General features: G+C 51.1%; 12 protein-coding genes. 6 read left to right on the forward strand and 6 right to left on the reverse strand.

Annotated features, from left to right (window positions below; translation table 11 throughout):
- Positions 1 to 4: 4 nt before the first annotated feature.
- Both dadX and ACH1XZ_RS07515 read right to left on the reverse strand, forming a co-directional pair.
- Positions 5 to 1,075: a catabolic alanine racemase DadX gene (gene dadX / locus ACH1XZ_RS07510; RefSeq protein WP_395595031.1), complete on the reverse strand. Its 1,071-nt coding sequence runs from the start codon at positions 1,073 to 1,075 to the stop codon at positions 5 to 7.
- Between the two features lie 9 nt (positions 1,076 to 1,084).
- Complete coding sequence (locus ACH1XZ_RS07515) at positions 1,085 to 2,383, reverse strand: D-amino acid dehydrogenase (protein WP_395595032.1); 1,299 nt, start codon at positions 2,381 to 2,383, stop codon at positions 1,085 to 1,087.
- A gap of 320 nt (positions 2,384 to 2,703) precedes the next feature.
- Between ACH1XZ_RS07515 and ACH1XZ_RS07520 the strand changes: the two genes are divergently transcribed.
- Positions 2,704 to 4,236, forward strand: coding sequence for a SpoVR family protein (locus ACH1XZ_RS07520; RefSeq protein ID WP_395595033.1), 1,533 nt, complete (start codon positions 2,704 to 2,706; stop codon positions 4,234 to 4,236).
- A gap of 160 nt (positions 4,237 to 4,396) precedes the next feature.
- Here ACH1XZ_RS07520 and fadR read toward each other — a convergent pair whose 3' ends face one another.
- Entirely contained in the window at positions 4,397 to 5,116 is a 720-nt protein-coding gene (fadR, locus tag ACH1XZ_RS07525) for a fatty acid metabolism transcriptional regulator FadR (RefSeq protein WP_395595034.1), read from the reverse strand.
- A 212-nt stretch (positions 5,117 to 5,328) separates the two neighbouring features.
- Here fadR and nhaB point away from each other — a divergent pair, with 212 nt between their 5' ends.
- Together nhaB and dsbB are read left to right on the forward strand one after the other, a co-directional pair.
- Complete coding sequence (nhaB, locus tag ACH1XZ_RS07530) at positions 5,329 to 6,873, forward strand: Na(+)/H(+) antiporter NhaB (protein WP_395595035.1); 1,545 nt, start codon at positions 5,329 to 5,331, stop codon at positions 6,871 to 6,873.
- Between the two features lie 146 nt (positions 6,874 to 7,019).
- Entirely contained in the window at positions 7,020 to 7,550 is a 531-nt protein-coding gene (gene dsbB / locus ACH1XZ_RS07535) for a disulfide bond formation protein DsbB (RefSeq protein ID WP_248537243.1), read from the forward strand.
- 263 nt (positions 7,551 to 7,813) lie between these two features.
- Here dsbB and ACH1XZ_RS07540 read toward each other — a convergent pair whose 3' ends face one another.
- The 3 genes from ACH1XZ_RS07540 to ACH1XZ_RS07550 form a co-directional block, all read right to left on the reverse strand.
- Complete coding sequence (locus ACH1XZ_RS07540) at positions 7,814 to 8,260, reverse strand: YcgN family cysteine cluster protein (protein ID WP_395595036.1); 447 nt, start codon at positions 8,258 to 8,260, stop codon at positions 7,814 to 7,816.
- 93 nt (positions 8,261 to 8,353) lie between these two features.
- Positions 8,354 to 9,013, reverse strand: coding sequence for a fumarylacetoacetate hydrolase family protein (locus ACH1XZ_RS07545; protein ID WP_395595037.1), 660 nt, complete (start codon positions 9,011 to 9,013; stop codon positions 8,354 to 8,356).
- A gap of 55 nt (positions 9,014 to 9,068) precedes the next feature.
- Positions 9,069 to 9,350, reverse strand: coding sequence for a YcgL domain-containing protein (locus tag ACH1XZ_RS07550; RefSeq protein WP_035894581.1), 282 nt, complete (start codon positions 9,348 to 9,350; stop codon positions 9,069 to 9,071).
- A 349-nt stretch (positions 9,351 to 9,699) separates the two neighbouring features.
- Between ACH1XZ_RS07550 and ACH1XZ_RS07555 the strand changes: the two genes are divergently transcribed.
- The 3 genes from ACH1XZ_RS07555 (at position 9,700) to minD (ending at position 13,316) form a co-directional block, all read left to right on the forward strand.
- On the forward strand, positions 9,700 to 11,343 hold the full coding sequence (locus ACH1XZ_RS07555) for a DUF6056 family protein (protein ID WP_395595038.1): 1,644 nt from the start codon (positions 9,700 to 9,702) through the stop codon (positions 11,341 to 11,343).
- A gap of 429 nt (positions 11,344 to 11,772) precedes the next feature.
- A complete protein-coding gene (gene minC / locus ACH1XZ_RS07560; protein ID WP_395595569.1) occupies positions 11,773 to 12,480 on the forward strand; it encodes a septum site-determining protein MinC in 708 nt (235 codons plus the stop codon).
- Between the two features lie 23 nt (positions 12,481 to 12,503).
- Positions 12,504 to 13,316 (forward strand): septum site-determining protein MinD, encoded by an 813-nt coding sequence (gene minD, locus ACH1XZ_RS07565; RefSeq protein WP_395595039.1) that lies wholly within the window; start codon positions 12,504 to 12,506, stop codon positions 13,314 to 13,316.
- Positions 13,317 to 13,319: the final 3 nt, after the last annotated feature.

The following is a 13,319-nucleotide window of genomic DNA, read 5'->3' on the forward strand; positions in this document are numbered from 1 at the left end:
AAAGTTACACTGTCACAACTGGCACACGCGGCGCCAGCGCGCACATAAGCTCGTACCCGACGGTTCCCGCGCTGGCGGCCACTTCATCAATTTTAATCTCCTGCCCCCACAGCTCAACGGCGGTACCAATTCCGGCATGTGGACACGGCGTTAAATCCACCGCCAACATATCCATCGAAATCGCCCCGATGGTGCCGGTACGGATACCGTCCACCAGCACCGGCGTGCCGTTAGCGGCAATGCGCGGATAGCCGTCAGCATAGCCACAGGCCACGATGCCAATACGCTGCTCCTCTTTGGCGCGATAGCGGCTGCCATAGCCGACGGCATCGCCCGGCTTCAGGTTCTGTATCCCGATTATCTGGCTGCTGAGGCTCATGACCGGTTTTAGGCCGGTATTGGCAATATCCTGCCATTGGCCGGACGGCGAAGCGCCGTAGAGCACGATTCCTGGGCGCACCCAGTCGAAGTGGGTCTCCGGGTGCCAGAGCGTTGCCGCCGAGTTGGCGAGCGAGCGCGGACACTCCAGCCCTTCGGCGGCCTGCTCAATACGCTGCATCGGCTCCGCTACGCCGTCGGTCAGTTCCGACTGGGCAAAGTGCGACATCAGCGTCATCGCGCCGACGTTGCCGATGCCCCGTAGCTGCTGCCACACGGTATGGATGCGTTCCGGCGCAAAACCGAGGCGGTTCATACCGCTGTTGACTTTGAGGTAGACATCAATCGGCGCATGCAGGCGGGCGTTTTGCAGCGCCTTAATTTGCCAGTTGCTATGCACACTGGTCGTTAACCGGTATTTATCGAAAAGCTCCAGCTCATCGGCGTGGAAAAAGCCTTCCAGCAATAGAATCGGCCCTTTCCAGCCGCGTTCGCGCAGCAAAATGGCCTCTTCAAGATTGAGCATCGCAAAACCGTCGGTTTCCCGCAGCGCATTCCAGATGCGATCCAAACCGTGGCCGTAGGCGTTGGCTTTCACCACCGACCAGACGCGAGCACCGCCCGCCGCGCGGCGGACAATGCCCAGATTCTGCTTCAGCGCCTGCAAATCAATCGTGGCGAGCACGGGACGTGACATGCGTTCTCCTTATTGGTGTGCGCCATGCAAATGCTGAGGATGTGCCGGCGTAAAGCCCGGCGAATAGCGTGCAACGCTAAGATCATCATAGGGGATAGACGGCATTCGGCCAGACATTAAATCACTCAGCAGCTGACCGGAACCGCAGGACATGGTCCAGCCCAGCGTACCGTGCCCGGTATTGAGCCACAGGTTTTTGAACGCGGTTTTTCCCACCACTGGCGTGCCGTCTGGGGTCATCGGGCGCAGCCCGGTCCAGAAAGTGGCCTCTTCAATTTTGCCGCCGCGCGGGAAGAGATCGCCCACCACCATCTCCAGCGTTTCACGACGCGGTTGCAGCAGTTCGGTGTTAAAGCCGACGATCTCCGCCATACCGCCGACGCGGATGCGGTTATCAAAACGGGTAATAGCGATTTTGTAGGTTTCGTCGAGGATGGTCGAGACCGGCGCACCGCGCTCTTCAACAATCGGAATGGTCAGCGAGTAGCCTTTCAGCGGGTAAACCGGAATATCCACCAGCCCTTTCAGCATGGCGGTTGAGTAAGAGCCAAAGGCCATCACGTAGGCATCGGCTTTCACCATTTCATCGCCACACTTCACGCCGACGATGCGATCCCCTTCCTGAATCAGGCTGTCGACCGGCGTATTAAAGCGGAACTGCACGCCCGCCTGTTCGGCCATTTTTGCCAGACGCTGGGTGAAAAGCTGGCAGTCGCCGGTTTCATCGTTTGGCAGACGCAGGCCGCCGGTCAGCTTGTGGGCCACGTCCGCCAGCGCCGGTTCGACTTCCGCCAGGCGCGAGGCCTCCAGCAGCTGATACGGAACGCCCGCCTCTTCCAGCACCGCGATATCGCGGGTGGCGTTTTCATACTGTTGTTCGGTACGGAATAGCTGCAGCGTGCCGCCCTGTCGCCCTTCGTAAGCGATACCGGTAGTTTCACGCAGCGTCTTCAGGCAGTCACGGCTGTACTCGGCAAGCCGCACCATCCGACCTTTATTTTCCATATAGTGGCGGGTGTCGCAGTTGCGTAGCATCTGCCACATCCACTTCAGTTGAAAACCGGTGCCGTCCAGACGGATCGCCAGCGGCGCATGGCGCTGGAACATCCACTTAATCGCCTTCAGCGGCACGCCGGGTGCCGCCCAGGGAGCCGCATACCCTGGCGAAATTTGCCCCGCGTTGGCTGCGCTGGTTTCCAGCGCAGGACCGGCTTCCCTGTCAATGACCGTAACCTGATGCCCCGCCTGACTTAAATACCAGGCGCTGGTTACGCCAACCACGCCACTTCCCAGTATGACAATGTGCATAGCCACTCCAGAACAAGTAAAAGAACAATCTTCTAATTACAAATTGATAACCCAGGTGAAAATATTATTCAACATATGCTTTTTTTATGGTGACTTACCTCACAGAGTGCCCATCACACGGGCTAGCGGAGAATTTGATATCTCCTGCTACCCTCTATTTTTTGTCAGCATAAAATTCTGCAAAATTGAAAAATAGTCGCTATCAAAATGAATAAATCATGAAGAAAAGAAATGGCGCTTGTTACAGAATTTCTGCGGTGTTCTATTCTTGAAGAGAGGCTCTCCAGACAGAGAGAGTCGCCAACAATGAGGGCGCGCTAATGGCTACGATTGACTCGATGAATAAGGACACCACTCGTCTGAGCGATGGACCCGATTGGACGTTTCCGCTGCTCGAAACCTACCTGGCGGAAATCGACCGGGTGGCGAAGCTGTACCGGCTGGACACCTATCCACATCAGATTGAAGTCATCACCTCCGAGCAGATGATGGACGCGTATTCCAGCGTCGGGATGCCGATTAACTATACCCACTGGTCGTTTGGCAAAAAATTTATTGAGACCGAGCGTGGCTATAAGCACGGGCAGCAGGGGCTGGCCTACGAAATCGTCATCAACTCCAACCCGTGTATCGCCTATCTGATGGAAGAGAACACCGTGACCATGCAGGCGCTGGTGATGGCGCACGCCTGCTATGGCCACAACTCCTTCTTTAAAAACAACTATCTGTTCCGTAGCTGGACCGATGCCAGCTCCATCGTCGATTATCTGCTGTTCGCCCGCAAATACATTGCCGACTGCGAAGAACGCTATGGCGTGGACGAGGTGGAGCGCCTGCTGGACTCTTGTCATGCGCTGATGAACTACGGGGTGGACCGCTACAAACGGCCATCCAAAATCTCCATGCAGGAAGAGAAAGCGCGGCAGAAGAGCCGTGAAGAGTATCTGCAAAGCCAGGTGAATATGCTGTGGCGCACCCTGCCGAAGCGTGATGAAGAGAAAGCCATCGAGTCGGCCCACCGCTATCCGTCTGAGCCGCAGGAAAACCTGCTCTATTTTATGGAGAAAAACGCCCCGCTGCTGGAGCCGTGGCAGCGTGAGATCCTGCGCATCGTGCGCAAGGTCAGCCAGTATTTTTATCCGCAGAAGCAGACCCAGGTGATGAACGAAGGCTGGGCGACCTTCTGGCACTACACCATCCTTAACCATCTGTACGATGAAGGAAAAGTGACTGAGCGCTTTATGCTCGAGTTCCTGCACAGCCATACTAACGTGGTGTACCAGCCGCCGTACAACAGCCCATGGTACAGCGGTATTAACCCGTATGCGCTGGGCTTTGCCATGTTCCAGGATATTAAGCGCATCTGCCAGAACCCGACCGAGGAAGATAAGTACTGGTTCCCGGATATCGCGGGCTCTGACTGGCTCACTACCCTGCACTTCGCGATGCGTGATTTTAAAGACGAGAGCTTTATCAGCCAGTTCCTGTCACCGAAGATCATGCGCGATTTCCGTCTGTTCACGGTGCTGGATGACGATCGTAATAACTATCTGGAGATTTCGGCTATCCATAATGAGGAGGGGTATCGGGAGATTCGTTCGCAGCTTTCGTCCCAGTATAACCTCAGCAATCTGGAGCCGAATATTCAGGTGTGGAACGTGGATCTGCGCGGCGACCGTTCGCTGACGCTGCGCTATGTGCCGCATAACCGCGCGCCGCTGGATAAGGGGCGTCGCGAGGTGCTTAAGCATGTGCATCGTCTGTGGGGGTTTGATGTGCATCTGGAGCAGCAGAATGCGGATGGTAGCGTGGAGTTGCTGGAGCGTTGCCCACCGCGGCCGAATACGCTGTAACCTCTATCGTAGCCCGGACGAGGTGCAGAACGCCGACTCCGGGGTGGCTTACCGTCTCTGTTGTAGGCCGGATAAGCGAAGCGCCATCCGGCAATGTGCTACAGAGTGCCGGATGGCGCTTCGCTTATCCGGCCTTCAGGGAACGAAAACAACGCAGAGATTAGCGGCTATGAATCGCCAAATCCCCCGGCAACGTCTTCTGCATCCGATGCCAGATCTCACCGCTGTCATGACCATAGCGACGCACCGTCTCATACACCTTATCGTGCGCGCCTTCTTCACACAGCTTCGCCAGTTCGTGGTAGAAACCCAGCGCCAGACTACGTGCTTCAGGGCTAGAGAAATAGTGACGCCCCAGACGCGTGTACAGCCCCTTCATCCCGTTCAGAATCAACCCATAAATAGGGTTGCCGGAAGCGAACGCCAGACCACGGAACACCCCGTAATCGAGTTCAGCAAACGCATCGGCGTAATCTTCCACTTCGCGGGTTGCCGCCAACACTTCCAGCGCTTTTTCTGGATGTTGACGGAAAGCGGTACGAATGTAGATGGTCGCGATATTGGTGCGCACGGACAGCAGATTATCAATCAGCTGCGGTACGCTATCGTGATCGAGACGCGCCAGCGTTTCCAGAATATTCAGACCGGACGTCTCCCAGAAGTTATTCACTTTCGTCGGCTTACCGTGCTGAATGGTTAACCATCCATCACGAGCCAGACGCTGCAACACTTCACGTAAGGTGGTGCGAGTCACACCAATTAATTCAGAGAGTTCACGTTCAGCGGGAAGAATAGACCCTGGAGGAAAACGGTTATTCCAGATACTTTCAACAATATACTCTTCCGCGAAACCCGCCGGGCTTTGCGCCTTAATGACCATAGTAAGAATTCCATTACACAGCGTTGCAATTAGACTCATCATACCAGAGGCAACATAGTGCAGGTAGCAGGACAAATGAATTAAAAAGGGATCGCCGTTTCATTTTTCACATTTCTTTTTTGTATGAGAAAATCCCCACACGGGCTGAATTCTGGCAGTACCACTGATTTAGTGGTAAAAAATGACATCTTTTCAGAAGGGAAACGGTTGTCATGGAAATCTCTTACGGTCGCGCGCTGTGGCGTAACTTTCTTGGTCAGTCACCGGACTGGTACAAGCTGCTGCTGATTATTTTCTTAATCATCAACCCGCTGGTGTTTTTAATTAATCCATTTGTCGCCGGATGGCTGCTGGTCGTGGAGTTTATCTTCACGCTCGCGATGGCGCTGAAGTGCTACCCGCTTATTCCCGGCGGGCTGCTGGCTATCGAATCGGTGTTTATCGGCATGACCTCCGCTAACCACGTGCGCGATGAGATAGCGGCCAACCTCGAAGTGCTGCTGTTGCTGATCTTTATGGTCGCCGGCATCTATTTTATGAAGCAGTTGCTGCTGTTTATCTTCACCCGGCTGTTGCTCTCCATTCGCAGCAAGCGCCTGCTGTCGCTGGCGTTCTGTCTGGCAGCCGCATTTCTGTCGGCGTTTCTTGATGCGCTGACGGTAGTGGCAGTGATTATCAGCGTCGCCGTTGGTTTTTATAGCATCTACCATCGGGTGGCATCATCGCGCCCCGATGATGACGACCTGCTCGACGACAGCCATATCGACAAGCATAACCGCATCGTGCTTGAGCAGTTCCGCGCCTTCTTACGTAGTTTGATGATGCATGCGGGCGTCGGTACGGCGCTTGGCGGCGTGATGACGATGGTTGGCGAGCCACAGAACCTGATTATTGCCAAAGTGGCTGGCTGGCACTTCGGCGAGTTTTTCCTGCGCATGTCGCCGGTCACCGTGCCGGTGTTTATCTGCGGGCTGCTGACCTGCTGGCTGCTGGAGAAGTGCAAAGCCTTCGGCTACGGCGCCGAACTGCCCGACCCGGTGCGTAAAATCCTGTACGATTTTGATGAACGCAGTCGTCAGCAGCGGACGCCACAGGAGAAAATGCGGCTGATTGTTCAGGGCATCATCGGCGTCTGGCTGGTGCTGGCGCTGGCGCTGCACCTGGCTGAAGTGGGGCTGATTGGCCTGTCGGTTATTATCTTCGCCACCTCGTTTACCGGCATTACCGACGAACACGCTATTGGTAAAGCCTTTACCGAAGCGCTGCCCTTTACCGCGTTGCTGACGGTCTTCTTCGCCGTCGTCGCGGTCATTATCGACCAACACCTCTTTGCGCCAATTATCGACTTTGTGCTCCAGGCTTCTCCGCATGCCCAGCGCTCGCTGTTCTACGTCTTTAACGGCGTTCTGTCATCCATCTCCGATAATGTGTTTGTCGGTACCGTTTATATCAACGAAGCAAAAGCCGCGCTGGATAACGGTGCAATCAGCCTGCCGCAGTTCGAGCTGCTGGCGGTGGCCATCAACACCGGCACCAACCTGCCGTCTGTTGCAACGCCAAACGGTCAGGCAGCCTTCTTGTTCCTGCTCACCTCGGCGCTAGCGCCGCTCATTCGCCTCTCTTACGGGCGCATGGTGTGGATGGCGCTGCCCTATACTCTCGTGTTGACGATTGTCGGCCTGCTGTGCGTCGAGTTTACGCTGCAGCCATCGATAGACTGGATGATGAATAATGGGCTGTTAGTTTTGCCTAAGTAACATCTTAATAACGTTCAGTGATTACCGCCCGACAACTTTTTTTCGGGCATTGATTCGCTATTTATGAATAATTACGTATAGCCGGATGGCACAGCTATCGTTTTCGTTTACACTGCGCTTTCAAAGCACGTTCCAGGGAAATGTATATGTTGCGATATTTAAACCAGAGCTCACGTGGCCGCAGTGCCTGGTTATTACTGGCGTTAACCGCTTTTGCGCTTGAGTTAGTGGCATTATGGTTCCAGCACGTGATGTTATTAAAACCGTGCGTACTCTGTATTTACGAGCGCTGTGCGCTGTTTGGGGTTATGGGCGCGGGGTTGGTTGGTGCTATCGCACCGAAAAGCCCGTTACGCTATGTGGCCCTGCTCATCTGGCTGTACAGCGCTTTCAGAGGCCTGCAGCTGGCGTGGGAGCACACTATGATTCAGCTTCACCCCTCGCCGTTTATGACCTGCGATTTTATGGCACGATTCCCAAGCTGGCTGCCGCTCGATAAGTGGCTGCCGCAGGTATTCGTGGCATCCGGTGACTGCTCTGTTCGTCAGTGGGAATTTTTATCGCTGGAGATGCCGCAATGGCTGGTCGGTATTTTTGCCGCCTACCTGATTGTGGCGCTGCTGGTGCTGATCGCCCAACCGTTCAAACCGAAAAGACGCGACCTGTTCGGCCGCTAATCACCACCTTGCCAGTGGCCTCTCGCAGGCTACTGGCAAGTTTGTTTCCTATCTGACAAACGACCATATCCCATACCCTGCCGCAAGCACCAGGCCCCAGCCGCCGAGATTGATGGCTAACGCCAGCATTAAGAGTTTTATTGGATTACGCATGAGCGTCCTTATACCGAGATTATTTTATTCTCTATCGACCCGGTATAAGAATTACGTAGTGATTTTCAGCTGCGGATATAAAAAAAGTGAATGGCTTCGCAAATGGCGGTTTATTCAGCCCAATCCGGTTTATTTAAAATATGATCCTGCCAATCTCGGACTTCCGATTCTTTCACCGCAATATGACGAACGGAAATACGCTCACCGTGCATTGCGGCTTTTGAACCGGTCATCAGCGGGTGCCACTGCGGTAAAGGTTCCCCTTCCGCCAGCAGGCGGTAGGCACAGGTATGCGGCAGCCATTCGAATGTAGGCAGGTTGTCTCGGGTCAGCTTGATGCAGTCCGGCTCGTACTCGAAACGACGTTCGTAGTTGCGGCACTGACAGGTTTTGATATTGAGCTGACGGCAGGCGACGTTAGTGAAATAGATTTCGTCGGTGTCTTCATCCATCAGTTTATGCAGGCAGCACTGCCCACAGCCATCGCACAGCGACTCCCACTCCGCATCTGTCATTTCATCAAGGGTTTTGCTCTGCCAGAAAGGTAATTCGCTCATCAGGATGTCCACATCAAAAATCAGGGTGCTTCTTATAACCAGTCTGGCACAGGGATGCAAGTTTTGCCGCCCGAATGGGGCGGCAAGGAGGGCTTACAGTACGCGGGTCGTCAGAGACAGACCGTTAAGCTGCACCTCAAGCTCATCGCCTGCATGCAGTGGGCCAACGCCTTCCGGCGTACCGGTCAGCACAACATCACCCGGTTTCAGGGTAAAGAAGCGGCTCATATAGGCAATCAGCGGCACTATCTTGTGGATCATATCGGACGTACTGCCCTGCTGGCGGACTTCGCCATTGATGGTCAGGCCCAGCGAAATATTCTGCGGGTCGCCCTCAAAGGCGGAAGCGGGAATAAAGCCAGAAATTGGGCAGGAGTTATCAAAACCTTTGGCTTTTTCCCACGGCTGACCGGCCTTCTTCATTTTCCCCTGCAGGTCGCGCAGGGTGAGATCCAGCGCCACGCCGTAGCCAGCAATCGCCTGCAGTACGTGGTCTTCGGTCGCCTGGCGCAGCGTGCCGCCAATCAATACCGCCAGTTCGACTTCATGATGCACAGAGCCAAGGCCCTGGGGCAGGATCAGCGGCTGGCGCAGATCGCACAGCGCCGTTTCTGGCTTAATAAAAAGAACGGGTTCTTCCGGCGTTGCGCTGCCCATTTCCTGGATATGCTTAGCATAATTACTGCCAACACAGACAACTTTGCTTACCGGGTAATCCAGCAGAGCACCCTGCCAGTTATGATGCTGATACATGCTTTTCCCTTACTCGTTGTTCATCGTGGACGCATTTTGGCCGGAAGCAGAGCGGTTACTCGCCCTTATTTTTCGACTCAGCCAAATGCTGCTTTAACAGATTTTCAGGCGGTGGCGGGATCTGTAAATAATAGCCCTGCTCTTTAAGCGCCTGTTTTACTTTTTCCAGATCGGCATTGACTGTCTTCTTACGTCCGTCAAGCGGCAACAGCATTGCTAACTGAGGCTGGCCGAAGCCCTGCATCAGTTCTGGCGGCACGCGAGAGAAATCGTCTTTTTTTTCGACATACAAATAGGTTTGATCACGTTTAGAACTACGATAAATCACACAAAACATACTTTATACTCTTAAAATCCTCAAAATTGAGCCTACGCTAACACCAATGAAACCCCTACGACAAGCCACATACGGGACTAAAATCAGGTTACTTCCTCGATAGGTACATTTCGTTAGCTTACAGACGCAAAGTTGTTGCAAGGTATACGCATTCCCAGACTTGGCTGTGACTCGACACAGAGTTAGCAAAGTGAAATATGACGTATCGATAACTTCATAGAGATACATCCAACTACGCTTTAACTCTGGTTGTGAAACACCAATTCATAGTCGTAGAAAATGGTTCGCCAATAGCGTACAATACATAACTTATTGAAAAATAGTCCTTAATACACCCAGAGAATTTATAATGTTAAAATGTTTTCGTCAATCATATTTGACATCAGCATCGATAGCCTTATTCATTATCACGCTGCTAACTTTAAACTACCTTAACCCTATGCAGTCTGACGATTACGGGTATAGTTTAATGGCTTTCAATTTTGAAGCCCATTTATCGCATTATATGACCTGGAGCGGTCGAGTAGTTGCTGATTACATTAGCCCAAGCCTACTCGCAATCAATAATAAAGCGCTACTATCATTAATTCAAACAACTGCTGTAGCATTTTTGATATTTTTAATGGTTCAGCATACTTGCATCAATAAAAAAAATAGAATGTTTTTTTATTCTATCGCTGCAATGATATTCTTCACCTCTCACCCTAGTTTTGGTCAAGCCAATTTATGGGTCGTAGGCAGCGCAAACTACCTATGGCCGTCTATTTTTTATATTTTCCTGACAAGTCAAGTCATTAACTATATATTAAATAATAAATTCTCCACATTTACTTATCCAGTTGCACTATTTGCAGGATGCAGTAACGAAAATGCTTCCCTGGCTGTAATTGGACTCATTATTATTGCAATTTCATTTATCTATTTTTCGACTAAGAAAATTGATACTAAGTTGGTTGCTTTACTTTCCATTACCATTGTTGGTGCCATAGTTTTGCTCGCTGCACCGGGTAATGAACACCGCTTAATGGACTCTGCTTTTGCTGAATGGCGAAACTTATCCACTTTTGATAAATTCAAAGCTCACTTTACCAAACAGATACCAGATACACTGAAGGCATCAAAATTATTGTACATAACCACTACAGTTCTGGTTCTCTATGCAGTTTTTACCGTCAAGAATAATAAGTATATCCAAAATAGAAAGCCGACTTTACTATCCATTTCCATACTATTGTTTCTTATGTCTCTTGGTTGTTCGGCTATTATGGTTTTTTCGCCTGGATATCCTGATCGAGCCAAAACAGCAGCATTTACTTTTTGCCTAATGTCATTAATTTACGGTCTAGCTTTCTTCGTCGAAAGAGATATAGCCATTAAAAAAATCACACACTTCCAGACAATGTTATTTGTTGTTTTTATATTTTTCATCCCACCAACAATTAGCACATACAAATCAATTAACAATCAAAATAAAATCAGATTAAATATCATTAAGTCTGAAAACTCCCCTGTCATCCCCGATTTTTATTTTAATTATCTGCCATCAAAAACATATAGGTTCGACACTTGGCAAAACATCCCTGCGATGTCTAAATACTACAGTAAAAATATTTCAACCTCGGGCACTGATATGGATTACTCAGTGCTTTCAGAGAACCCCTTAAGTCGCCTCAGTAACCCCAAAATTACTGATTCTGTTCAATCATCAGATGTCTATCTGTACAATGAGCGCTACACGCTAGACACCGTGATCATTGTATCGGTTCCCTTTACAAATGATGCTACATCAAATATGTGCTCGAAAGTATCTGTTCATGTCACCGATTACCTCGGTAAAAGACATGCAGCAAAATGTCCTAAAAATACAACAGAAATAAATGGTCAAAAATACCTGGCATTTCGCCTGAAGTATACTCCGTCGTGGTTCATTGATACGATATTTGTCACTCAAAATAACGCGGATAATCACGTCGAGCAGCTTTACCACAGATAGCTATCATCCAGCATCACTCCGCGGTTTCAGACCGGCCTTTTGTGAGAGAGGCTGGTCCATTGAGAAGTAACATACGTTACTAACGAAATGATGACCTTAGATAAACAGTCTCAAAACAAGCTGATATCTAAGAAAAAAGAACTATTGGAACATCGGGTTCAGGCCGAAGGCCACCTAAATTAAACCCCAAGCCCCCCATTCCAAGCGCTTCACTCAAGGTGAAAAACGCCCTAAAGAAGTCGCACGACGATATGTGCACCAAATGCTAACGACGCCATTGAGCACACTTGTTCTGAAAATGCGACTTTTACTTCGAATTAGACCGATCGTGACTTGCTTGAATATATTAGTGACTATAACATGACTGATAGTCTTCGGAATATCGTCGCGCAACGTGCGGCGATAAATAGCAAATTGAGTAAGGCCAGGATGTCAAACACGCCAATCGAACTTAAAGGCAGTAGCTTCACCCTATCTGTGGTTCATTTGCATGATGCAAAGCCCGAGGTTATTCGTCAGGCGTTGGAAGACAAAGTCGCCCAGGCTCCGGCCTTTTTCCGTCATGCCCCTGTTGTGGTTAATGTCGGTAACCTTGAAGAATTCACCCAGTGGCGTGCTATTCAGCAGGCCATTATGTCCGTGGGCTTACGGATTGTAGGCGTGAGTGGTTGTAAAAACCCTCAATTTAAAGCGGCTATCGACCAGTCAGGTCTTCCATTACTGACTGAAGGCAAAGAAAAAGTTGTCCGCTCGGCCCCCGTAGAGCAGCCCAAACCGGTAGAACCCGAACCAATTGTTAGTCCGATCACAAAAACGCGAATGATTGATACGCCAGTACGTTCCGGTCAGCGCATTTATGCACCAAACTGTGATCTGATTGTGACAAGCCACGTCAGCGCGGGCGCTGAGTTGATTGCCGACGGCAATATTCACGTTTACGGCATGATGCGTGGACGCGTTCTGGCCGGTGCCGGCGGGGACCGGGAAGCACAAGTATTTTGTACCCACCTGGCGGCGGAGCTGGTCTCCATTGCCGGGGAATATTGGCTGAGCGATCAGATCCCAGCCGAATTTTATGGCAAAGCGGCGCGTCTGCGTTTAGACAACAGCGCTTTGACTATTCAACCGTTAAATTAATCCCTTTTTAACAAGGAATTTCTATGGCACGCATTATTGTTGTGACTTCAGGTAAAGGGGGCGTGGGTAAGACCACCTCCAGCGCGGCCATCGCAACTGGTTTGGCGCAGAAGGGAAAGAAAACGGTCGTTATCGATTTTGATATCGGTCTGCGTAACCTTGACCTAATCATGGGCTGCGAACGTCGTGTAGTTTATGATTTCGTGAACGTTATCCAGGGCGATGCCACGCTGAATCAGGCATTAATCAAAGATAAGCGCACCGAAAATCTTTATATCCTTCCTGCTTCTCAGACCCGTGATAAAGATGCGCTGACCCGCGAAGGCGTCGAGAAAGTACTCGACGAGCTGAAGAAGATGGAGTTCGACTTTGTGGTCTGCGACTCCCCTGCCGGTATCGAAACCGGCGCGCTGATGGCGCTCTACTTCGCTGATGAAGCGATCATCACCACTAACCCAGAAGTGTCGTCCGTTCGTGACTCCGACCGTATTCTGGGCATTCTGGCGTCGAAATCCCGCCGCGCCGAGAATGGTGAAGATCCAATTAAAGAACACCTGCTGCTGACGCGCTATAACCCTGGCCGCGTTAACAAAGGCGATATGCTGAGCATGGAAGATGTGCTGGAAATCCTGCGCATCAAACTGGTCGGTGTCATTCCGGAAGATCAATCCGTCCTTCGCGCTTCTAACCAGGGCGAACCGGTTATTCTGGATACCGTGTCTGACGCAGGTAAAGCCTACGCCGACACTGTCGATCGTCTGTTGGGAGAAGAACGTCCTTTCCGCTTCATTGAAGAAGAGAAGAAAGGTTTCCTCAAACGCCTGTTCGGAGGATAAATC

This window comes from Kluyvera chengduensis (assembly GCF_044197065.1).
GTDB classification, from domain to species: domain Bacteria; phylum Pseudomonadota; class Gammaproteobacteria; order Enterobacterales; family Enterobacteriaceae; genus Kluyvera; species Kluyvera ascorbata_C.